We start from the raw sequence: 21,933 nt of genomic DNA, 5'->3' as shown, positions 1-21,933 counted from the left end.
CGGTCTGCGCGGGTACGCGATCGACCGTTGGGTAAACACGCTTACCTTTCCGCCCGGCGGTCGTAAAGAAGCGTCACGTTCCGCCGTTACTCCGGAACAGATATCGCACCAAGGGCATGGACCGCCACTGCTTCCGGGTCATGCACCAGCTCCACCCACTGAACTCCATCGAGACCGCCTTCATGTTCAAGCACCTCAAGATCGGCAAGCGCCTGGCCATCGGCTTCGCCGTGCTCGTCCTGCTCATCGTCGCCACCGGGGCGTTCTCCGCACAGCGGATGGGCGTGGCCCAGGACGTGGTGCTCGACATCACGAAGAAGGAAGTACCGGCCATCCGCGATCTCGGGCGCATGGCCACGATGCTGGCCGAGTACCGCGTCAGCGAGCGCGGCCTTGTCGCCAGCTACGAGGACCCGGAAAAGGTCGCCGAGTACACCGAGGAGCTGATCGCGGGCGGCAAGGCCTTCGACGAGCTGTCCAAGGCGTATGGACGCGGCCTTTCCGACCAACAGGACCGGGCCCTGCACCAGGAGATGATGGCAAGATCCGCGCTGTACTTCGAGAACAGCCGCCGCCTGATCGAGTCGGTCAAGGTCGGCGATCTGACGCCTGCCAGTGGTGCCGCCGACTTGCGCCAGGCCACCGCCGATGCCGTCGCGCGGATGCTGGATGCGAAAATGAAGGTGCTGGACAACGCTGTGGCTGCGCAGGAGGCTGGCTACAGCACCAACATCAAGGCCATCGGGCTGCTGGTGGTGGTGGCGATGCTGCTGGCCATCGCAGCTGCGGTCCTCATCACGCGCTCGATCGTGCGGCCGATGACCGACGTCATGAGCGTCGCCGACGCGGTGGCGCGGGGTCAGCTGGATCGCCAGATCACGGTCGATGACCGCAGCGAGCTCGGCGACCTGCTCAGCTCCATGCAGCGCATGCAGACACAGGTTAAGTCGGTCATCGCGGCCCAGAGCGAAATGGCGCAGCGCCACGATGTCGGCGAAATCAGCTACCGCATGGACGACAGCGCGTTCCCCGGCGAGTACGGCCGCATGGTGCGCGACACCAACGCGCTGGTCGCCTCGCACATCGCGGTGAAGCTGCGCCTGGTGGAAGTGATGCAGCGCTACGCGATCGGCGACCTGTCCATCGACATGGATCGCCTGCCCGGCGAGAAGGCCAAGCTGACGCAGGCCATGGACGTGACCAAGGCCAACCTGTCGGCCATCAACGTCGAGATCAAACGGCTGGCGGCCGCAGCCGCGTCCGGCGACTTCAGCCAGCGCGGCGACGTGGACAAGTACCAGTACGATTTCCGCGACATGATCGGTGGCCTGAACCAGCTGATGGAGACCACCGACGGCAACCTGGCCGAAGTCTCGGAACTGCTGCAGGCCATCGCCCGCGGCGACCTGACCGCGCGCATGGAAGGCGACTTCCATGGCGTGTTCGCCCGCATGCGCGACGATGCCAACGCCACGGTCAGCCAGCTGACCGAGATCGTCGGCGGCATCCAGATGGCTGCGCAGAGCATCAACACGGCCGCTGGCGAGATCGCCGCCGGCAACGGCGACCTGTCGCGCCGTACCGAGCAGCAGGCCGCCAACCTGGAAGAAACCGCCGCCTCCATGGAGGAACTGACCTCCACCGTGCGCCAGAACGCGGAAAGCGCCCGCCAGGCCAACCAGCTGGCCCAGGGCGCCGCAGGCGTCGCCTCCCAGGGCGGCGAGGTGGTCGGCAAGGTGGTCACCACGATGACCGACATCGAACAGTCGTCCAGGAAGATCGCCGAGATCATCTCGGTCATCGACGGCATCGCCTTCCAGACCAACATCCTGGCGCTCAATGCGGCGGTGGAAGCCGCCCGTGCCGGCGAGCAGGGCCGCGGCTTCGCGGTGGTGGCCTCGGAAGTGCGTACCCTCGCCCAGCGCTCGGCCAACGCCGCCAAGGAGATCAAGGACCTGATCGAGACCTCGGTGAACAAGGTGGCCGATGGCTCGGCGCTGGTGCACCAGGCCGGCGCCACCATGGGCGAGATCGTGGCCAGCGTGCAGCGCGTGACCGACATCATGGCCGAGATCTCGGCTGCCTCGCAGGAGCAGTCGGCCGGCATCGAACAGGTCAACCAGACCATCACCCAGATGGACGAAGCCACCCAGCAGAATGCCGCGCTGGTGGAGGAAGCCACCGCTGCCGCACGCAGCATGGAAGAGCAGGCGCAGACGCTGACCGAGTCCGTTGCCGTGTTCAAGCTGCAGGCCACGGTGAGTGCCCCCCTCCGGCGCGTCATCGCCGAGCCGGCCGCACCGAAGACGACCGTGCCCAAGGCCGTGGTCCGCAAGCCCGCCGCGCGCAAGCCCGAGCCGGCTCTCGCCGACGGGGATTGGCAGGAGTTCTGAGCCGACAAGCCTCCGTCGGCAGCAAGCAAACGGCCCGGACTTCCGGGCCGTTTTTCGTCCCACTGGCGCCGCTGCCCGACAGGGCGGCCCCTACCGCTCGTCGGGCAAGTAAGTTCATGTACTTAATCGCGGTGGTGTGACGCCGATATCGCTTTCGATACCCCAGCCCAGCCCCCGACCTCATGAACCGACTCTCGCGCCTTTCGCTCGGCAGTAAGCTCTCGCTCCAGGTCACCGTCGCCGTCGCCGTCGTCCTGCTCCTGCTGGCCTTCGTGGTCCAGCGCCAGTCCAGCCGCGCCATCCAGGACCGCGCGCTGGCCGACCTGGACGTCGCCGCGCAGGTGATGCTGGAGTCCGTCTCCCTGTACGACCGCACCCTCACCGAAGGGACCCAGCGCATGGCGGACAGCTTCCGCGCGTCATTGCCGCAGGGCGATGTGTCCGTAGACCCCGCACGCACGACGCTGATCGGCGAAACGGACGTTCCCGAGCTCCGGTTCGGCGATCATGTCGTCAACCTCGATTTCTCCGGCGTGGACCGCTTCACCGAAGCGACCGAGGTGGTCGCCACGCTGTTCGTGCGCAAGGACGACGAGTTCATCCGCGCCACCACCTCGCTGCGCAACAGCGAAAACGAGCGCGTCATCGGCACGGCCCTGGACCACAAGCACCCGGCCTATGCGCTCATCCTGGAGGACAAGCCGTACACGGGCCGCGCACGCCTGTTCGGCCGCGACTACATGACCCACTATGAGCCGCTGACCGATGCCGAAGGCAGGACCGTCGGCATCCTGTTCGTGGGCCAGGACTACGGCGACGGCCTGGCCGCGCTGAAGGACCAGCTGCGCAATACGCATCTGGGCGAAGCGGGCTATTTCTTCGTCGTCGACCTCGCCGAAGGCGACCGCCACGGCATGCTCGCCGCGCACCCGGCCAGCCAGGAGTCGCCCTACACCGCCGTGGTCGGTGCCGGCTCGCAACCTGCGATGAAAGGCCTGCTCGAACAGGAGCATGGGCATGCGGTGCTCGACATCGCGCCCAAGGCAGGCCAGACCGCCGAACCTGCCCTCGTTGCCGTCAAGCGCTTCGCCCCATGGAAGTGGGCGCTGGTGGCCGTGGAGCCGCGCTCCACGGTGCTGGCTTCCAGCCATGCATTGACGGTCAGCATCCTCGCGCTGTCTTCGCTCGCCCTCCTGGTCATCGCCGGCCTGACATGGATCGGCGTGCGCAGGGGGGTGTCGCATCCCCTGCGTGCCGCCGTCGGCATCGCCGAACACGTGGCGGCGGGCAAGCTGGATGGCAGGATCGACACCCACCGCCACGACGAGATCGGCCAGCTGCTGTCGGCCATGCAGCGCGTGCAGACGCAGGTCGTGTCGGTCATCGGCGCACAGACCGAGATGACACGGCAGCACGACGAAGGCACGATCAGCTACCGCATCGACGACAGCGCGTTCCCTGGCGAGTACGGAACCATGGTGCGTGCGACCAACGCACTGGTCGCCTCGCACATCGCGGTCAAGCTGCGCCTGGTGGAGGTGATGCAGCGCTACGCCGTCGGCGACCTGTCCATCGACATGGACCGCCTGCCCGGCGAAAAGGCCGTGCTCACGCAGACGATGGATGCCACCAAAGCCAGCCTTTCCGCGATCAACGGCGAGATCAAGCGCCTGGCGATGGCGGCCTCCTCGGGCGACTTCAGCCAGCGCGGCGACGTGGACAGGTACCAGTACGATTTCCGCGACATGATCGACGGCCTGAACCAGCTGATGGAAACCACCGACGGCAACCTGGCCGAAGTCTCGGAACTGCTGCAGGCCATCGCCCGCGGCGATCTGACCGCACGCATGGAAGGCGACTTCCATGGCGTATTCGCCCGCATGCGCGACGACGCCAACGCCACGGTCAGCCAGCTGACCGACATCGTCGGCCGCATCCAGGATGCCTCCACCAGCATCAATACCGCCGCCGGCGAAATCGCTTCCGGCAACAGCGACCTGTCGCGCCGTACCGAGCAGCAGGCCGCCAACCTGGAAGAAACCGCCGCCTCCATGGAGGAACTGACCTCCACCGTGCGCCAGAACGCGGAAAGCGCCCGCCAGGCCAACCAGCTGGCCCAGGGCGCCGCAGGCGTCGCTTCCCAGGGCGGCGAAGTGGTCGGCAAGGTGGTCACCACGATGACCGACATCGAACAGTCGTCCAAGAAGATCGCCGAGATCATCTCGGTCATCGACGGCATCGCCTTCCAGACCAACATCCTGGCGCTGAACGCGGCGGTGGAAGCCGCGCGTGCCGGCGAGCAGGGCCGCGGCTTCGCGGTGGTGGCTTCCGAGGTACGCACGCTGGCCCAGCGCAGCGCCAACGCCGCCAAGGAGATCAAGGACCTGATCGAAACCTCGGTGAACAAGGTGGCCGATGGTTCGGCGCTGGTGCACCAGGCCGGCGCCACCATGGGCGAGATCGTGGCCAGCGTGCAGCGCGTGACCGACATCATGGCCGAGATCTCCGCTGCCTCACAGGAGCAGTCGGCCGGCATCGAGCAGGTCAACCAGACCATCGTGCAGATGGACGAGACCACCCAGCAGAACGCCGCGCTGGTGGAAGAAGCCACCGCCGCCGCACGCAGCATGGAAGAGCAGGCGCAGGCGCTGGCCGAGTCGGTGGCGGTGTTCAAGCTGGAGGCCACGATGAGTGCCCCGGTGCGCAAGCCTGCCGCCGCCGCGATTGCCCCGCGTGCCGTGTTCACGCCCAAGGTCGTGGTCCGCAAGCCGGTCGCACGCAAGCCGGAACCGGCCCTCGCCGAGGGCGACTGGCAGGCGTCCTGAGCCCTGCGGTTGCGACATGCAGTCCACGCACGGCCCGGTCGATCCGGGCCGTGCGCGTTCGATGCCTCCGTCCCGACCGGGCCGCTGACGCCTCCGTCCCGACCGGACCGCGACCCCGTGGGGTGCGACGACCGGGGCGGAACACCTGCGCCGATGGGCGGCAGACGTAACCTTTTCCACCATCGCGACGAAGTCTTCCTGTGAGAGCGGCCGGCACGGTGCCCGCCCTCCATCCCGCCAACAGGAGACGTCCCATGTCGATCCGCCGCTCGTCCGCCGTACCCGCCCTTGCCCTGGCCGCCGCTCTCGGTTCGGTCCTGGCCGCAGGCTCCGCCCCCGCGTCCGCCGCCGAGAAGGGCGCCGCCAAGGAACGCTGCTTCGGCATTGCCATGGCGGGCAAGAACGACTGCGCCGCAGGCCCCGGAACCACCTGTGCCGGAACGTCCAAGAGCGACCACCAGGCCAATGCGTGGAAGTACGTGCCCGCCGGCACCTGCACCAAGACCGCTTCCAAGACCTCGCCCACCGGCTTCGGCCAGCTGGCCGAGTTCAAGCCCAAGCCCGCCAAGGCCGGCTGATCGGCCCGCAGCCGTGCACGTTCGCTGCCACGCCCCGGGTACCGGTTGCGGGACGGCCGATGCCTGCCTGCCCGCGCAGGCCGGCATCGGGTTCAAGCCGGTGCACTTCGCGGACCTGATGAGCGATGCGCACCCACCTGCCTTCATCGAGGTGCATGCGGAAAACTACATGGGTGCGGGCGGCGCGCCGCACCACATGCTGTCGACGCTGCGCGAGCGCCTGCCGCTCTCCCTGCACGGGGTCGGTCTGTCCCTGGGCGGCGCAGGCCCGCTCGACCCCGCCCACCTCGCCCGCCTGGAGACGCTGGTCGCGCGCTACCGTCCGGCGGTGTTCTCCGAGCATCTTGCGTGGTCGACCCATAACGGCCGCTTCTTCAACGACCTGCTGCCGCTGCGCTACGACGCGGCCAGCCTGGCGCGCGTGTGCCGGCACATCGACCAGGTGCAGGAACGGTTGGGGCTGCGCCTGCTGCTGGAGAACCCCAGCACCTATCTCGAGTTCGCCCACGGCACGTACAGCGAGCCCGAGTTCATCGCGGCCATCGTCCAGCGCACCGGCTGCGCCCTGTTGCTGGACGTGAACAACGTTCATGTCTCGTGCCACAACCATCGCCGCGATCCCCAGGCCTACCTGGAGGCGATGCCGTTGCACGCCGTGCACGAGATCCATCTGGCCGGCCATGCCCGGGATGGGGGCATCCACGGCGAGCCCCTGCTGATCGACGACCATGGCGCGCCGGTGGACGAGGCCGTCTGGGCGCTGTTCCGCCAGGTGCTGGCGCGGACCGGGCCGGTGCCGACCCTGATCGAATGGGATACCCACGTTCCGCCCTATGCGCGGCTGCGCGAACAGGCCACCCGGGCGCAGGTCTCGATCGACGCGGCGGCATGCGCGAAGGCCGCGGCATGAGCGCACACGACAGCGTCTACAACACCCTCGCGACGGCGCTGCGGGCGCCCGCCCGGCCGGTGGCCGGCGAAGACTTCGCGCAGGGCGGCGACGATGCCCAACGGCGCCTGGCCGTGCATCGCAACACCTTCATCGTGAGCCTGGTCGATGCGCTGGCCGACGCGTTCCCGGTCAGCCAGGCGCTCGTGGGCGAGCCCTTTTTCCGCGCGATGGCACGTGAGCGCGTGCTGGCCGATCCCCCCGTTCGCCCATGCTCATCGACTACGCCCTGGGCCTGCCGGACTTCATCGCCGCATTCGCGCCGGCCGCCAGCGTTCCCTATCTGGCGGACGTGGCGCAGATCGAAGCCCGGCGGATCCAGGCCTACCACGCCGCCGATGCGGCGCCCCTTCCGCACGCGGCCTACCACGCGCTGCTGGCGGATCCATCGCGGTTTCATCGCACGCGTGTGGTGCTGCATCCCGCGTGCACGTGGTTCCGTTCGCAGCATGCCGCGTGCACGCTCTGGCAGGCGCACCAAGGCCTGGCCCATCCGTCCGCCGCGGCGCTGGAGGACGTGGATGCCACGCGCGCCGAGGACACGCTGGTCGCGCGGCCCGGCTTGGAGGTCGCGGTGGAGCGCCTGCCACCCGGCGCGCTGGAACTGCTGGATGCCCTGCGCGATGGCCTCACGCTGGGACGTGCGTTCCAGCGGGCGCGGCTGGCGGTTCCCCTGCTGGACGACGGCGCGCTGTTCGCCGTCCTGGTGACGCACGGCCTTGTCGTGGCGCTCGACCCTCTTCCGGAGCCCTGATGTGAACAGTCGGACCACACCGATCCCTACGCCTTCCCGCCCCTCCACGCCTCTGCCGATACGGTACGCGAACCGCATGACGGCATGTTTCGGGCGCATCCCGCACGATCTGGTCGCCGTGCTGGCCCGCGTGTCCGTGGCGATGACCTTCTGGCAGTCGGGACAGACCAAGATCGAAGGCTTGGTGGTCGATCCCCTCCGCGGCGCGTTCGAACTGGGCATTCCACGCCTGTCGGACAACGCACTGGAACTCTTCCGCAGCGAGTACGCGCTGCCCCTGCTTGCGCCCGAGTTCGCCGCGCGCATGGCGGCCGTGGCCGAACACGTGTTCCCCGTCCTGCTGCTGGCCGGGCTTGCCAGCCGGCTCTCGGCGCTGGCGCTGCTGGTCATGACGCTGGTCATCCAGGTGTTCGTCTACCCCGACGCCTTTCCGACCCATGGCCTGTGGGCGGTGGCATTGCTGTACCTGATGGCGCGCGGGCCCGGCACGATCTCGCTGGATGCCTTGCTGGCGCGCGTCGGCACGCAGGGCCGGTGACTTGGCAGCCACGCAGGGGCACCGCATGATGGCCACTCTCCTTCCCTTTCCCGTGCCGGACGCAGCCGCGGACATGCCCCTGCATCGCGAGCAGGTACCCGATGGACTCTCCGGCGCGCCCCCGGGCGATGACGATGCATGGGGTGCCTGGATGGCGCGCGCGCAGTCCGGCGACACCGTGGCCTACCACGCATTGCTCAGCGCCATCGTTCCCTACCTGCGCGCCATCGCCCGCCGCTACCTGGGCGCGCGCGAAGATGCCGAGGACGCGGTGCAGGACATCCTGCTGATCGTTCACGGCGTCCGTCACACCTACGAGCCGGGTCGTCCGTTCAAGCCCTGGCTGGGTACCATCGCCACGCGTCGCTGCATCGATGTGCTGCGCCGGCGCGCGCGACGGATCGAACACGAAGTCCTCACCGACGAACCGCTCGACCGCGTGGACGATGCGAACGCGGGCCCGGAGGAGGCCGCCGCCCGCCGGCAGGCGGCGCGCGAGGTGCGCGCGGCCGTGGCACAGCTTTCGCCCCGCCAGCAGCAGGCCATCGAACTGGTGCACCTGAAGGACATGTCGTTGAACGAAGCCTCGGCCGAGAGCCGCCAGAGCGTGAGCGCCTTGAAGGTCGCCTGCCACCGGGCGCTGAAATCGCTCCAGCATGTGCTGGGCAAAGGGGAAGACCGTGACTGAGACCCGCCACCTGATCGATCAGCTGGCCGCGCGCGCCGAACCGGTGCGCCCGCTGACCTCGCCGCTGCGCAGGACGCTGGCCTGGTCGGCGCTGGCGGCGGTCATGATCGGCATGATCGTATGGGTCTACGGCGTGCGCGCCGGCCTGGCCGCGGAGCTGTCCAGACCGCCGGTGCTGGTCGAATGGATCGCCAGCGTCCTGACCGGACTGACGGCCGCATACGCGGTGTTCCAGATCAGCGTGCCGGGACGCTCGCTGCGATGGATGTGGTTGCCGTTGCCCCCCCTGCTGTTGTGGCTCGGCGGCCTGGGCTGGGGCTGTCTGCACGACCGTGCGCGCCTGGGCGCGGACGCCTTCCTGGTGGAACTCGTCAGTTCCGAATGCACGGTGGCGATCACCATGACCAGCATCCCGCTGGGCCTGCTGATGCTGGTCATGGTGCGCCATGCAGGGGTCGTCCGCCCCGCGCAGACGGCGATGCTGGTGGCCCTGAGCGCCGCGGCCCTGTCGGCCGCCGGCGTGAGCCTCTACCACGGCGGCGAGACCGCGCTGATGGTACTGCTCTGGCACATGGGCGCCGTGGTCGTGCTGTCGCTGGCCTGCCTGCTGCTCGGCCGTCCGCTGTTCTCCTGGATCGGCTACGCCAAGCGTTGAAACGGCGCCACCGGAGGGGCGTCGTGCCGTCGCTAAAGATCATGCGACGCACGCCGATACAGCCTGTGACGCCTTCCGCCGGGCCTGCTGCCCCATCGCCGACCGTATGACCGAGCCCACCGACTCCCCCCTGGCCGAGCCGATCCGGTACGAGGACGAGGAGAAGTACCTGGTGCGCAATGGACATGAGATCCGGCGCATCCTGCAGGCGCTGATCGAGCGACGCGCCCTGGTGAGCGGCTGCGCGATGCCGCGCAACCACACCTTTCCGACCTCCATCGTCGAAGTCCTGGACGATGAAGACGCCGTCCTGATCGACGGCAGCGCCAGCGAGGCCATCAATCGCAGCATCGAGGACGCCAGCCACGTCACCTGCGTCTCCCGGCTGGACCGCATCCACGTGCAGTTCCGCCTGCAGGGGCTGGTACGCCTGCGCCACGAAGGACAGGTCGCCTTCCGCGCCGACCTGCCCGAGACCCTGCTGCGCCTGCAGCGGCGCGAGTACTACCGGCTGCAGGTCCCGGTGACCCAACCGCTGGAGTGCGCCATTCCCCAGCACCACCCCGATGGCGAAACCACCTATGAGCGCTACCGCGTGCTCGACATCAGCGGCGGCGGCATCGCCCTGGCGGTCCAGGCGGAAAACCCCACGCTGCGGCCGTACCGCGAATTCCCGGACTGCCTGCTGCACCTGCCCGACAGCGGCCCCCTGAGCGTGCGCCTGATGGTGAAGAGCCTGCACAGCCAGCTCAACCAGAACGGCACCGAAAGCTGGCGCGCCGGCTGCCAGTTCACCGACCTGCCGCGCGGGGCCGATGCGCTGATCCAGCGCTACATCTTCCGCCTGGAACGCCAGCGCAGCGCCCGCGAACGTGGCGCTGCGTGATCCGCGTCGGGTTTCGCGCCGCCGCCCTCCGTATCGCACGTCTTCGCACTCAACCTGGCCGCACGCCCGCCGATATACGGCGTAACACTCCTGCAACACGGGCGTGACCGCCGCCAGCGGTCTCCCTGCCTGCAGGCGTTACCGCCGTATCGCTCAACCTGCACGAGGCCGCCATGTCATCCGCTCTTCCCCGCTCATCTTCCCGCAGCATCGCCACGCGGGTGATGTACGGCATCGCCCTGGTCGCGCTGCTGGCATTCGGCGTGGCTGCCGCGGCCAGCTACCTGCGCAGCAGCCAGGCCCTGTTGACGGGCGCGCGCGCCACCATGGAGGGGCTGGCCAGCCTGGAGGCACAGCGCATTTCCGGCGAACTCGGGCGCGCCTTCGACGGCAACCAGGCCCTGGCGCACGCGCTGCTGGCCCAGCGCGCCGGCGACGGCGTCAGCCGCGCCGCCGCCAGTGCCGTCATCAGGCGCCAGCTGGAGGCGCACCCCGAATGGGTGGGCGTCGGAACCCTGTGGGAACCCGACGCCTTCGACGGCCAGGATGCGCAGCACCTATCGAGCGAGGGCCACGACGACACGGGCCGCTTCATGAGCTATTGGGCCTGGAGCGACGGTGCGCCGCTGCTGGAAGCCCTGCGCGATTACGAGGTGCCCGGCGCGGGCGACTGGTACCTGCGTCCGCGCGAACTCAAGCGCGAGGTCGTCGCCGAGCCCTACGTCTACAAGATCGCCGGCAAGGACGTGCTGATGACCACGCTGTCCACGCCCATCCTGGACGGCGACCGATACGTCGGTGTGATGACCGTGGACTTCGCCCTGCAATCGCTGCAGGAACGCATTGCCAGGCTCACCCCGATGGAGGCCGGCTTCGTCCGCCTGTTGACCCCCGCGGGCGTGGTGATCGCCGATCACGACAAGGCATCGCTGGGCAAGCCGTTCGCCGATCCCGGGGCGGCCGCGCTGCTGAAGCAGATCGCGGCCGACAAGCCGGTATTCCGCGAGGTGCCGGACGCCTCGGGCGAGGCGATGGTCGAGGCTTACGTGCCGCTGCGGATCGGCACGGCGGCGGAGCGGTTCGCCCTGGGCGTGGTGGTGCCGCGCGCGGTGCTGATGCGTGAAGCCCGCGCCGTGCTGTGGACCGTGGTGGCCGTGGGCGCGCTGGGCGCGGCGCTGCTGTGCGGCGCGGTGTTCTGGCTGCTGCGTCGCCAGGTCAGCGTTCCGCTGGCGGGCGCGGTGCGCGTGGCCGACGACATCGCCGCCGGCAAGCTGGACAGCGAGATCGGCGTGGGCCGCGACGACGAGGTCGGCACGCTGATGAAGGCTCTGCGCAGCATGCAGGCCACCCTGCGCGAGCGCATCGAGCGCGACCAGGTCGTCGCGCGCGAAAGCCTGCGCATCCGCACCGCGCTGGAGGAAGTGACCACCAACGTCATGATCGCCGACGCCGACCGCACCATCGTCTACGCCAACCGGCCGCTGATGAAGATGCTGACCGACGCCGAACAGGACCTGCGGCGCGACCTGCCGGCCTTCGACGTGCGCACCCTGGTGGGCAACAGCATCGACGTCTTCCACAAGAAGCCCGAGCACCAGTCGCGCATCCTGTCGCAGTTGCAGGGCACGCATCGCGCGCAGATCCACGTGGGCGGCCGCGTCATGCAGCTGATCATCAACCCGGTGACGGACGGCGACGGCCAGCGCATCGGCTACGTGGTGGAATGGGCCGACCGCACCGCCGAGGTGATGGTCGAGCAGGAGGTCACCCGCATCGTCCAGGCCGCGGCACAGGGCGACCTGAGCGGCCGCATCGCCGAAACCGGCAAGCAGGGTTTCCTGCTGGCGCTGTCGCAGCAGCTCAATGGCCTGCTGGCGACGATCGCCGGCAGCGTGGACGCGGTCTCGGGCGTGCTGCAATCGCTGTCTCGCGGCGATCTGACCGCACGCATGGAAGGCGACTTCCATGGCGTATTCGCCCGCATGCGCGACGACGCCAACGCCACGGTCAGCCAGCTGACCGACATCGTCGGCCGCATCCAGGACGCCTCCACCAGCATCAATACCGCCGCCGGCGAAATCGCTTCCGGCAACAGCGACCTGTCGCGCCGTACCGAGCAGCAGGCCGCCAACCTGGAAGAAACCGCCGCCTCCATGGAGGAACTGACCTCCACCGTGCGCCAGAACGCGGAAAGCGCCCGCCAGGCCAACCAGCTGGCCCAGGGCGCCGCAGGCGTCGCTTCCCAGGGCGGCGAAGTGGTCGGCAAGGTGGTCACCACGATGACCGACATCGAACAGTCGTCCAGGAAGATCGCCGAGATCATCTCGGTCATCGACGGCATCGCCTTCCAGACCAACATCCTGGCGCTCAATGCGGCGGTGGAAGCCGCCCGTGCCGGCGAGCAGGGCCGCGGCTTCGCGGTGGTGGCCTCGGAAGTGCGTACCCTCGCCCAGCGCTCGGCCAACGCCGCCAAGGAGATCAAGGGCCTGATCGAGACCTCGGTGGACAAGGTGGCCGACGGCTCGGCGCTGGTGCACCAGGCCGGCGCCACCATGGGCGAGATCGTGGCCAGCGTGCAGCGCGTGACCGACATCATGGCCGAGATCTCGGCCGCCTCGCAGGAGCAGTCGGCCGGCATCGAGCAGGTCAACCAGACCATCACCCAGATGGACGAAGCCACCCAGCAGAATGCCGCGCTGGTGGAGGAAGCCACCGCCGCCGCACGCAGCATGGAAGAGCAGGCCCAGGCGCTGAGCCAGGCCGTGGCCACCTTCCGGCTGGGCGAGCATGGACACGTGGCCCGGCTGGTGCAGGAGCGCGTGACCCGCATCACCTCGGCGGCATCGCCGCGCGCCCTGTCCGAAGCCCGTCCCTACTGACCCTAAAGAAACCCCGCCCGGGGCCGATCTAGGCCTAGACCGGTTCCGCCCCGGGAACCCCTGCCCCATTCCGGCTGCCACAGGAGCCCGACCAATGAGCGACAAGAAGACACAGGCCGCAGCGAGCGCGGACGAGTTCCTCAGCTTCACCCTGGGAGAAGAGCACTACGGCGTTGACATCCTGAAAGTCCAGGAAATCCGCGGCTACGACTCGGTCACCCGCCTGCCCGACGCCCCCGACTACATCAAGGGCGTCATCAACCTGCGCGGCACCATCGTGCCGGTCATCGACCTGCGCCTGAAGCTGCGCCTGAAGGAGGCCCGCTACGACGCCTTCACCGTGATGATCGTGCTGAACGTGGAGGACCGCGTGGTCGGCATCGTGGTGGACAGCGTGTCCGACGTGATCGCGCTCAATGCCGAACAGATCCGGCCCACGCCCGAATTCGGCGCCAGCGTCGACACCCGCTTCATTTCGGGCATCGGCACCGTGGACGACCGCATGCTGATCCTGCTGGATATCGAAACGCTGATCGACAGCGCCGATTTCGGCCAGCCGCTGCCGGAGCAGGTCGCGGCCTGACGCCCGCCCTGCGATCAGCGTGCCCCGGGACCGCCGGCCGCAAGGCCCGCGGTCCCTTCGTTTTGCGCGCGCCGCCCGGCAGGCCCATCCGCCTTTCGTCGAAGAAGCGCCGGATGCCCTGAAATTCCGCCGACACAGGCCGATATCGATCGGGAGGGCCATCGGCTCCCGCATCCCGAACGCCCACGTACCGCGCCCGTCGCCAGAGATCTCCGCATGAACGTCAATGCCCGCCTCGCCCACTCCCTGTCCCACCTCCCCCTCAAGCGCAAGTTCCTGATCCAGACGGCACTGGTCGCCCTGGGCACCATCGCGCTGGCCGTCGTCGCCGCACGCATGCAGTACCTGGACCTGACCGGCACGCGGCAGGAAGGACTGAAAGCCCAGACCGAGATGGCGCTGGGCGTGATCGAGGGCTACGCCGACCAAGTCAAGCGCGGCGAGCTGGACGAGGACCAGGCCAAGGCGCGCGCGCTGGCCACGCTGTCCACCATGCAGGCCAACAAGGGCGTGGACTACTTCTTCGTGACCGACGAAGTCCCGACCATGCTGATGCACCCCACCCGCCCCGACCTGATCGGCAAGCCGCTGGACGATGTACTGAGCCCGGACGGCAAGCGCATCTTCCCCGAGTTCGTCCGCGCGGCGCAGGCCGGCGGCGGCCACGTCGACTACAGCTGGGCCAAGGCCGGCGAAGAGGACCCCGTGCCGAAGACCTCGTATGCCGTGCTGTACCAGCCCTGGGGCTGGGTGATCGGCACCGGCGTCTACGTCGACGACACCCAGGCCCAGGCGCTGCAGTTCACCTTCATCATGACCATCGCCGGCGGCCTGCTGGTGCTGCTGAGCATGGCGATCGGCTGGGTGATCGGCCAGTCGGTGCTGGAACCGGTCTCGCGCGCGCTGGCCGCCATCAAGGGCGTTTCCCGCGGCGACCTGAGCGTGCGCACCGGCCACCATGGACGGGATGAGGTCGGCCAGATGCTGAAGGCCACCGACGAGATGGTGCACATGCTGGAGCGCTTCTCTCATGAAACGCGCGACATGATCCGCCTGCACGCCGCCGAGGACATCAGCCATCGCATGCCGGAGGATTTCCCGGGCGTGTATGGCGAACTGGCCGGCGGCATCAACACCATGATGTTCGAACACCTGGATGCCTTCCGCGATGCGATCGGCATCCTGGAGCGCTACGCCAGCGGCGACCTGAGCCAGGACGCCCGCCGCCTGCCGGGTACGCGCGCCTTCCTGCATGAAGCCATGGATGCGGCCAAGACCAGCCTGCTGGCGATCAACGGCGAGATCAGGCGCCTGGCCGCCGCCGCCGCCGCCGGCGACTTCACCGCCCGCGGCGACGAGGCCGGCTTCCGCCACGATTTCCTGCACATGGTGCAGGGCCTCAACGCGATGATGGCCACCAGCGACCGCAATCTGGCCGAACTGTCCGCCCTGCTGCGCGCCATCGCCGACGGCGACCTGACCGCGCGCATGGAAGGCGACTTCCATGGCGTGTTCGCCCGCATGCGCGACGACGCCAACGCCACCGTCAGCCAGTTGACCGACATCGTCGGCCGCATCCAGGACGCCTCCACCAGCATCAATACCGCCGCCGGCGAGATCGCCAGCGGCAACAGCGACCTGTCGCGCCGTACCGAGCAGCAGGCCGCCAACCTGGAAGAAACCGCCGCCTCCATGGAGGAACTGACCTCCACCGTGCGCCAGAACGCGGAAAGCGCCCGCCAGGCCAACCAGCTGGCCCAGGGCGCCGCAGGCGTCGCTTCCCAGGGCGGCGAAGTGGTCGGCAAGGTGGTCACCACGATGACCGACATCGAACAGTCGTCCAAGAAGATCGCCGAGATCATCTCGGTCATCGACGGCATCGCCTTCCAGACCAACATCCTGGCGCTGAACGCGGCGGTGGAAGCCGCGCGTGCCGGCGAGCAGGGCCGCGGCTTCGCGGTGGTGGCTTCCGAGGTACGCACGCTGGCCCAGCGCAGCGCCAACGCCGCCAAGGAGATCAAGGACCTGATCGAAACCTCGGTGAACAAGGTGGCCGATGGTTCGGCGCTGGTGCACCAGGCCGGCGCCACCATGGGCGAGATCGTGGCCAGCGTGCAGCGCGTGACCGACATCATGGCCGAGATCTCCGCTGCCTCACAGGAGCAGTCGGCCGGCATCGAGCAGGTCAACCAGACCATCGTGCAGATGGACGAGACCACCCAGCAGAACGCCGCGCTGGTGGAAGAAGCCACCGCCGCCGCACGCAGCATGGAAGAGCAGGCGCAGGCGCTGGCCGAGTCGGTGGCGGTGTTCAAGCTGGAGGCCCGGGCCAGGACCGGCGCTCATGCGCGGCCGACGACGCCTGCGCCACGGCCGGCCAAGGCGTCGCCCGCACCGGCTGCCAGCGTGCGCAAGCCAGCCGCGCGCAAGCCCGAACCCGCCTTCGCCGAGGGCGACTGGCAGGAGTTCTGAGGCGACGGGCGCGGCGACGCGCCCCTGCCGTGACCGCATTCAAGTAATCCGGACCCTGGTCGATAAGTGACCAGAAACCCCACCAGCCCTGGCATCCGATGACCGTCGCACTCCCCACCCACGACGACGCGTGCTGTCGGACGCCCCCGCACCACAAGGATCCCGCATGCTAGGACGCACGCTGACCTCGCTGGCGCCCGGACACGACGCACGGGCGGCGACGGCGCCCTCGCAGGACAGTCTCTGGCAGGTGCTGGAGCAGTCCGTCGATGCCGCCTTCGTCGTCGATGCCCGGCATCGCGTGGTGCTGTTCAATCCGGCCGCGGAAGCCCTGTGGGGATGTCGCCGGGAGGACGTGCATGGCCTGCCGTTCACGCGCCTGCTGGCCGCCCCCCAGACCGCCGCCTCGCCCGAAGCGACCCTGGCGGCGCTGACCGGCAGCCACCGCGATGCCACATTGCGGCGCCCGGATGGCAGCGAGATCGCCTGTTCGGTCTCGATGTCCAGGATGGAAGTGGGCGCGCACGCCTTCCACACCGCCTTCGTCCGCGATACCAGCGAACAGCAGCGCCAGCTGGCGCGGCTGCGCCAGCTGTCCATCGTGGTGGACAGCAGCGACAACGCGATCTTCATCAGCTCGGCCGACCGCGAGGTCGTCTACGTCAACAGCGGCTTCACCCGCATGCTGGGCTACCGGCTGGAGGAACTGCGGGGCATCCGGCCCGCCCAGTTGCTGTCCGGTCCGCACACCGACCCGTCGCTGGACCAGAGGATCAACCACGCCATTTCCGCCGGCGAGGGCCTGCAGACCGAGGTGCTGCTGTACACCAAGTCCGGCCGGCCGCTGTGGCTGTCCGCGGCGATCAACCCCGTGCACGACGAGGACGGCGCGCTGCTGGGCCTGGTCAGCGTGCTGAGCGACATCACCCGCACCAAGATGCACCAGGTGCTGCACAACAAGGTGCTGGACGCACTGGTGCACGAGTGGGCCGTGACCGACGTGATGACCCTGATCTGCCGCGAGGTGGAGCACATCGCGCCCGAGCTGACCGTCTCCATCATCACCGTGGACAGCGAGGGGTTGATGCGTACGCTCGCCTCACCCAGCCTGCCCGAAGCCTGGGCGCGCAAGGTCGACGGCATGGCCATCGGCCCGCGCGCCGGCGTCTGCGGCGCCGCCGCCTGGCGCGGTCGCGCGGTGCTGGTCAAGGACATCGCCAGCGACCCGCTGTGCGCGAACACGCGCCACCTCACCTCCCCGCTGGGCCTGCGCGCCTGCTGGACCCATCCCATCAAGTCCAGCAGCGGCCGCGTCCTCGGCACCCTGTCCTTCTACTACCGCGAGAACCGCGGCCCCGACGAACTGCACGAACGGCTGGCCGACACCTGCCTGCACCTGTGCTCGTTGACCCTGGAGCGCGAACAGACCAACGAACGCGTCCACCAGCTGGCCTTCTACGACACGCTGACCGGGCTGCCCAACCGCATCATGTTTAGCGCCAAGGCCGAACAGGCCCTGGCCAACGTCGCCCAGGCGAACGGCACGGCCGCCGTGCTGTTCATCGACCTGGACCGCTTCAAGCGGGTGAACGATGCGCAGGGCCATGCGGCCGGCGACGGCCTGCTGCGCGACGTGGCCGCGCGCCTGAGCGAGGAACTGGGCGGCATCAACATCGTCGGCCGCCAGGCCGGCGACGAATTCGTGGCGGTGCTGCCGATGTGCAGCGCCGAGCAGGCGGGCAGCGTGGCCGAGCGCCTGCTGGGCGCGATCTCCACGCCCACCGCCGCCGGCCTGATGACCCTGCACCCCAGCGCCAGCATCGGCGTGGCGATGTTCCCCGACGATGGTCGCGACATCGACCTGCTGGTCCGCCACGCGGACATGGCCATGTACCGCGCCAAGAGCGACGGCGGCGGCGGCTTCCGCTTCTTCAGCGTGGACATGAACCGCCTGGCGCAGGAACGCGTCTCGCTGGAAACCGCGCTGCGCGATGCCCTGCGCCTGGACCAGCTGCAGCTGCAGTACCAGCCGCAGGTCGGCGGCGGGGACCAGCGGCAGCTGTACGGCGTGGAAGCCCTGTTGCGCTGGCACCACGCCGACCTGGGGGTCATCCCGCCCTCGCGCTTCGTGCCGGTGGCCGAGGAATGCGGCCTGATCGCCGAACTCAGCCTGTGGGTGCTGCGCCAGGCCTGCAAGCAGATGGCCGACTGGCGCCACCGCGGCATCGACATTCCGCGCGTATCGGTGAACATCTCCGCGATCAATTTCCGCGAACCCGCGCTGTCGCTGCAGATCGCCGGCCTGCTGGACGAACACGGCCTGTCGCCGGACGACCTGACGCTGGAGATCACCGAAAGCGTCATGCTGGACCCGGACCCGGACGTGCTGGAGAACATCGAAGCCATCTACGTGCTGGGCGTGCGCCTGTCGCTGGACGACTTCGGCACCGGCTACTCCAGCCTGAGCCATCTGCACCGCCTTCCGATCAGCGAGCTGAAGCTGGACCAGAGCTTCGTGCGCGACATCGACACCAGCGCCATCGCGCGCACGCTGACCTCCTCGGTGCTGCGCATCGGCGAAAGCCTGGGCATGAAGGTCGTCGCCGAGGGCGTGGAAACCGAGTCGCAGCACCGCTTCCTGACCGAACAGCGGTTCCCGGTGCTGCAGGGCTACCTGTTCTCGCCGCCCCTGCTGCCCGCCCCGCTCGAGCACTGGCTGGCCGAGCACCGCTATACCGCCGCGGTCGAGGCCGAAACCGGACCCGTGCGGGTGTCCTGAACCCGCAGGCGGACGGCGAAGTGTGACCGACCGCCCATTCGGATGCATGCAGGCATTTACTTGACCCCGTCACCTCAAGTTTGGGCGCGGCTAGCCGATTTCAGGCAGTGACCCGTTACCCCTTCCTGCAAACCCGGAGCCACTGGAATGAAAATCGCATCCGCCCTGACCCTGTCCATCGCCGTCGTCGGTGCCGCCCTGTTGCTGCCCGCCTCGCCGGCCAGCAGCCAGTCGCAGGTCGACAACGCCATCCCGGCGGACATGGCCACCCGTTTCACCGGCAAGGCCGGGACCGTCTGCGGCAAGGTGGGCAAGGCCCGTTTCGCCGAGAACGCCGAAGGCACGCCGACCTTCCTGTACATGGGCGGCAACTTCCCGCGCCACACCTTCACCGCGCGCATCCCGGGCGATGCCCGCGCCAAGTTCAAGCCGGCCCCGGAAGAGCTGGAAGGCAAGGACGTCTGCGTGATCGGCACCATCGAGCGCGACAGCTCGCGCGCCGAGATCGTGGTGAATTCGCCGTCCAACCTGAAGCTGGCCACGATCCGCTGAGGCGCTCCACCGGCAGGGCGCGCAGGCGCCCTGCCAGGCCCAGGACACACCCGAGAGCGGCGCGGCGCGCGCCCCGGTAAAGGAACAACACTCCCATGCAGCGGATCAAGAACCTCAAACTGACGACGAAGATGATGCTGGCCTTCGGCGTCGTGCTGGCCCTGATGCTGGTCCAGGGCATCGCCGCCTTCGTCGGCCTGAACTCGTTGAACAACGCCACCACGGACGTCACCGGCAACGTGCTGCCCAGCGTGAAGGCCGCCGGCAACCTGCAGAGCCTGATGGGCGAATACCGCACCACCTCGTACCGCCAGCACGTGCGCGCCAGCGACGCCGTCAAGGCCGAGGCCAAGGCACTGGCCGCGCAGACGGAAAAGAAGATCGAAAAGGCCATCAAGGACTATGTCCCGCTGATCGCCAGCCCGGAAGAGAAGAAGGCCTACGACGCCTTCGTCAGGGAATGGAAGGCGGCCCAGCAGTCCTATGCCGAAGTGCAGGAGATGGTGGACCTGGGCCTGCCCGACGACGCCGTGGACGCCTTCATCGGCAGCACGCGCGACCAGCACCGCAAGGCGCTCGCGGCCATCGCCGCGCTGATCGACATCGTCGACCGGCAGGCCAGGACGGCCAGCGCCAACGCCGACAGCACCTATACCGCCTCCAGCACGTTGATGGTGGTCATGCTGCTGGTCGGCATCGTGGGCGGCCTGACGCTGGCCTGGTTCTTCGCGCGCGCCATCGCCAACGCCGTCGGCGACGCCGTTCGCGTGGCCAACGACGTGTCCGCCGGCAAGCTGGACGGCAAGATCGACACCAGCCGCCAGGACGAAGTGGGCCAGCTGCTGTCGGCCATGCAGCGCATGCAGACCCAGCTGCAGTCGGTCATGGCCGCGCAGAGCGAGATGGCCGCGCGCCATGACGAAGGCCAGATCAGCTACCGCATGGACGACAGCGCGTTCCCCGGCGACTACGGCCGCATGGTGCGCGACACCAACGCGCTGGTGGGCTCGCACCTGCAGGCCATCGGCGATGCGCTGAAGATCATGCAGCGCTACTCGATCGGCGACCTGAGCCTGGACATGCCCAAGCTGCCGGGCGAGAAGGCCAACCTGACCGAGACGATGGACGCCACCAAGGCCAACCTGTCGGCCATCAACGGCGAGATCAAGCGCCTGGCGATGGCGGCCTCCTCGGGCGACTTCAGCCAGCGCGGCGACGTGGACAGGTACCAGTACGATTTCCGCGACATGATCGACGGCCTGAACCAGCTGATGGAGACCACCGACGGCAACCTGGCCGAAGTCTCGGAACTGCTGCAGGCCATCGCCCGCGGCGACCTGACCGCGCGCATGGAAGGCGACTTCCACGGCGTGTTCGCCCGCATGCGCGACGACGCCAACGCCACAGTCAGCCAGCTGACCGACATCGTCGGCCGCATCCAGGACGCCTCCACTTCCATCAACACCGCCGCCGGCGAAATCGCCAGCGGCAACAGCGACCTGTCGCGCCGTACCGAGCAGCAGGCCGCCAACCTGGAAGAAACCGCCGCCTCCATGGAGGAACTGACCTCCACCGTGCGCCAGAACGCGGAAAGCGCCCGCCAGGCCAACCAGCTGGCCATCGGCGCGGCCGGCGTCGCCTCCCAGGGCGGCGAAGTGGTCGGCAAGGTGGTCACGACGATGCGCGATATCGAGCAGTCGTCCAAGAAGATCGCCGACATCATCTCGGTCATCGACGGCATCGCCTTCCAGACCAACATCCTGGCGCTGAACGCGGCGGTGGAAGCCGCCCGTGCCGGCGAACAGGGCCGCGGCTTCGCGGTGGTGGCTTCCGAGGTGCGCACGCTGGCCCAACGCAGCGCCAACGCCGCCAAGGAGATCAAGGGCCTGATCGAGACCTCGGTGGACAAGGTGGCCGACGGTTCGGCGCTGGTGAACCAGGCCGGCGCCACCATGGGCGAGATCGTGGCCAGCGTGCAGCGCGTGACCGACATCATGGCCGAGATCTCCGCTGCCTCGCAGGAGCAGTCGGCCGGCATCGAGCAGGTCAACCAGACCATCACCCAGATGGACGAAACCACCCAGCAGAATGCCGCGCTGGTGGAAGAAGCCTCGGCCGCTGCCCGTTCCATGGAGGAGCAGGCCCAGGCCCTGAGCGAATCGGTCTCGGTGTTCAAACTGCATGCGCACGCCGCCCCCACGGCGGCCGCCAGGCAGCCTGCCCGTCCCGCAGCCGCCGCGCCGGCCAAGCCCACCGCGCGACCCGCCGCCCCGGCGGCCCTGGAGCCCGCGCTGGCCGAAGGCGACGACTGGCAGGAGTTCTGAGGCACGCCGTTTGCATTGCCTGATCCATCACCGGTGTCCCGCCCCCCGACGGGGCACCGGTGGCGGAAGTCCGCCAGC

15 protein-coding genes are annotated in these 21,933 nt (G+C 68.7%); all 15 read left to right on the top strand.

Features of this window, described 5'->3' with window-relative positions; translation table 11 throughout:
• Positions 1–140: 140 nt before the first annotated feature.
• The 15 genes from MUU77_RS08305 (at position 141) to MUU77_RS08225 (ending at position 21,855) form a co-directional block, all read left to right on the top strand.
• Positions 141–2,393 (top strand): methyl-accepting chemotaxis protein, encoded by a 2,253-nt coding sequence (locus tag MUU77_RS08305; RefSeq protein WP_245093690.1) that lies wholly within the window; start codon positions 141–143, stop codon positions 2,391–2,393.
• A 182-nt stretch (positions 2,394–2,575) separates the two neighbouring features.
• On the top strand, positions 2,576–5,218 hold the full coding sequence (locus MUU77_RS18530) for a Cache 3/Cache 2 fusion domain-containing protein (protein ID WP_305852537.1): 2,643 nt from the start codon (positions 2,576–2,578) through the stop codon (positions 5,216–5,218).
• 254 nt (positions 5,219–5,472) lie between these two features.
• Positions 5,473–5,796 (top strand): DUF2282 domain-containing protein, encoded by a 324-nt coding sequence (locus MUU77_RS08290; RefSeq protein WP_245093687.1) that lies wholly within the window; start codon positions 5,473–5,475, stop codon positions 5,794–5,796.
• A 13-nt stretch (positions 5,797–5,809) separates the two neighbouring features.
• Complete coding sequence (locus MUU77_RS08285) at positions 5,810–6,706, top strand: DUF692 domain-containing protein (protein WP_245093685.1); 897 nt, start codon at positions 5,810–5,812, stop codon at positions 6,704–6,706.
• A gap of 250 nt (positions 6,707–6,956) precedes the next feature.
• The gene (locus tag MUU77_RS08280; RefSeq protein WP_245093684.1) at positions 6,957–7,499 is read left to right on the top strand and encodes a hypothetical protein; all 543 of its coding nucleotides are present in this window, start codon (positions 6,957–6,959) and stop codon (positions 7,497–7,499) included.
• Between the two features lie 76 nt (positions 7,500–7,575).
• Complete coding sequence (locus tag MUU77_RS08275) at positions 7,576–8,037, top strand: DoxX family protein (RefSeq protein WP_245093682.1); 462 nt, start codon at positions 7,576–7,578, stop codon at positions 8,035–8,037.
• Positions 8,038–8,110: 73 nt separating this feature from the next.
• On the top strand, positions 8,111–8,725 hold the full coding sequence (locus tag MUU77_RS08270) for a sigma-70 family RNA polymerase sigma factor (RefSeq protein WP_245093679.1): 615 nt from the start codon (positions 8,111–8,113) through the stop codon (positions 8,723–8,725).
• Positions 8,718–9,380 carry a DUF1109 domain-containing protein gene (locus tag MUU77_RS08265; protein WP_245093677.1) on the top strand — a complete coding sequence of 221 codons (663 nt, stop codon included), beginning with the start codon at positions 8,718–8,720 and terminating at the stop codon, positions 9,378–9,380. Before MUU77_RS08270 ends, MUU77_RS08265 begins: the two co-directional genes overlap by 8 nt.
• A gap of 106 nt (positions 9,381–9,486) precedes the next feature.
• Positions 9,487–10,266 (top strand): flagellar brake protein, encoded by a 780-nt coding sequence (locus tag MUU77_RS08260; RefSeq protein ID WP_245093675.1) that lies wholly within the window; start codon positions 9,487–9,489, stop codon positions 10,264–10,266.
• A gap of 173 nt (positions 10,267–10,439) precedes the next feature.
• On the top strand, positions 10,440–13,145 hold the full coding sequence (locus tag MUU77_RS08255; protein WP_280640366.1) for a methyl-accepting chemotaxis protein: 2,706 nt from the start codon (positions 10,440–10,442) through the stop codon (positions 13,143–13,145).
• A 94-nt stretch (positions 13,146–13,239) separates the two neighbouring features.
• Positions 13,240–13,728, top strand: a complete 489-nt coding sequence (locus tag MUU77_RS08250) for a chemotaxis protein CheW (RefSeq protein WP_245093673.1) — start codon at positions 13,240–13,242, stop codon at positions 13,726–13,728.
• Positions 13,729–13,944: 216 nt separating this feature from the next.
• A complete protein-coding gene (locus tag MUU77_RS08245; protein ID WP_245093671.1) occupies positions 13,945–16,200 on the top strand; it encodes a methyl-accepting chemotaxis protein in 2,256 nt (751 codons plus the stop codon).
• A 166-nt stretch (positions 16,201–16,366) separates the two neighbouring features.
• A complete protein-coding gene (locus MUU77_RS08240; RefSeq protein WP_245093669.1) occupies positions 16,367–18,979 on the top strand; it encodes an EAL domain-containing protein in 2,613 nt (870 codons plus the stop codon).
• Between the two features lie 147 nt (positions 18,980–19,126).
• Positions 19,127–19,531 carry a hypothetical protein gene (locus MUU77_RS08235; protein WP_245093667.1) on the top strand — a complete coding sequence of 135 codons (405 nt, stop codon included), beginning with the start codon at positions 19,127–19,129 and terminating at the stop codon, positions 19,529–19,531.
• Between the two features lie 95 nt (positions 19,532–19,626).
• Positions 19,627–21,855 carry a methyl-accepting chemotaxis protein gene (locus MUU77_RS08225; protein WP_280640365.1) on the top strand — a complete coding sequence of 743 codons (2,229 nt, stop codon included), beginning with the start codon at positions 19,627–19,629 and terminating at the stop codon, positions 21,853–21,855.
• Positions 21,856–21,933 lie beyond the last annotated feature (78 nt).

The sequence above is a fragment of the Pseudoxanthomonas sp. F37 genome, assembly GCF_022965755.1.
Classification (GTDB): domain Bacteria; phylum Pseudomonadota; class Gammaproteobacteria; order Xanthomonadales; family Xanthomonadaceae; genus Pseudoxanthomonas_A.
This window is presented reverse-complemented; position numbering and strand designations above follow the sequence as displayed.

Bases quoted from the DNA above. Each gene is read 5' to 3' on its own strand.
- MUU77_RS08255 (WP_280640366.1), top strand. From the start codon at position 10,440: ATGTCATCCGCTCTTCCCCGCTCATCTTCCCGCAGCATCGCCACGCGG.
- MUU77_RS08235 (WP_245093667.1), top strand. From the start codon at position 19,127: ATGAAAATCGCATCCGCCCTGACCCTGTCCATCGCCGTCGTCGGTGCC.
- MUU77_RS08250 (WP_245093673.1), top strand. From the start codon at position 13,240: ATGAGCGACAAGAAGACACAGGCCGCAGCGAGCGCGGACGAGTTCCTC.
- MUU77_RS08245 (WP_245093671.1), top strand. From the start codon at position 13,945: ATGAACGTCAATGCCCGCCTCGCCCACTCCCTGTCCCACCTCCCCCTC.
- MUU77_RS08275 (WP_245093682.1), top strand. From the start codon at position 7,576: ATGACGGCATGTTTCGGGCGCATCCCGCACGATCTGGTCGCCGTGCTG.
- MUU77_RS08240 (WP_245093669.1), top strand. From the start codon at position 16,367: ATGCTAGGACGCACGCTGACCTCGCTGGCGCCCGGACACGACGCACGG.
- MUU77_RS08225 (WP_280640365.1), top strand. From the start codon at position 19,627: ATGCAGCGGATCAAGAACCTCAAACTGACGACGAAGATGATGCTGGCC.
- MUU77_RS18530 (WP_305852537.1), top strand. From the start codon at position 2,576: ATGAACCGACTCTCGCGCCTTTCGCTCGGCAGTAAGCTCTCGCTCCAG.
- MUU77_RS08260 (WP_245093675.1), top strand. From the start codon at position 9,487: ATGACCGAGCCCACCGACTCCCCCCTGGCCGAGCCGATCCGGTACGAG.
- MUU77_RS08270 (WP_245093679.1), top strand. From the start codon at position 8,111: ATGCCCCTGCATCGCGAGCAGGTACCCGATGGACTCTCCGGCGCGCCC.
- MUU77_RS08280 (WP_245093684.1), top strand. From the start codon at position 6,957: ATGCTCATCGACTACGCCCTGGGCCTGCCGGACTTCATCGCCGCATTC.
- MUU77_RS08305 (WP_245093690.1), top strand. From the start codon at position 141: ATGCACCAGCTCCACCCACTGAACTCCATCGAGACCGCCTTCATGTTC.
- MUU77_RS08290 (WP_245093687.1), top strand. From the start codon at position 5,473: ATGTCGATCCGCCGCTCGTCCGCCGTACCCGCCCTTGCCCTGGCCGCC.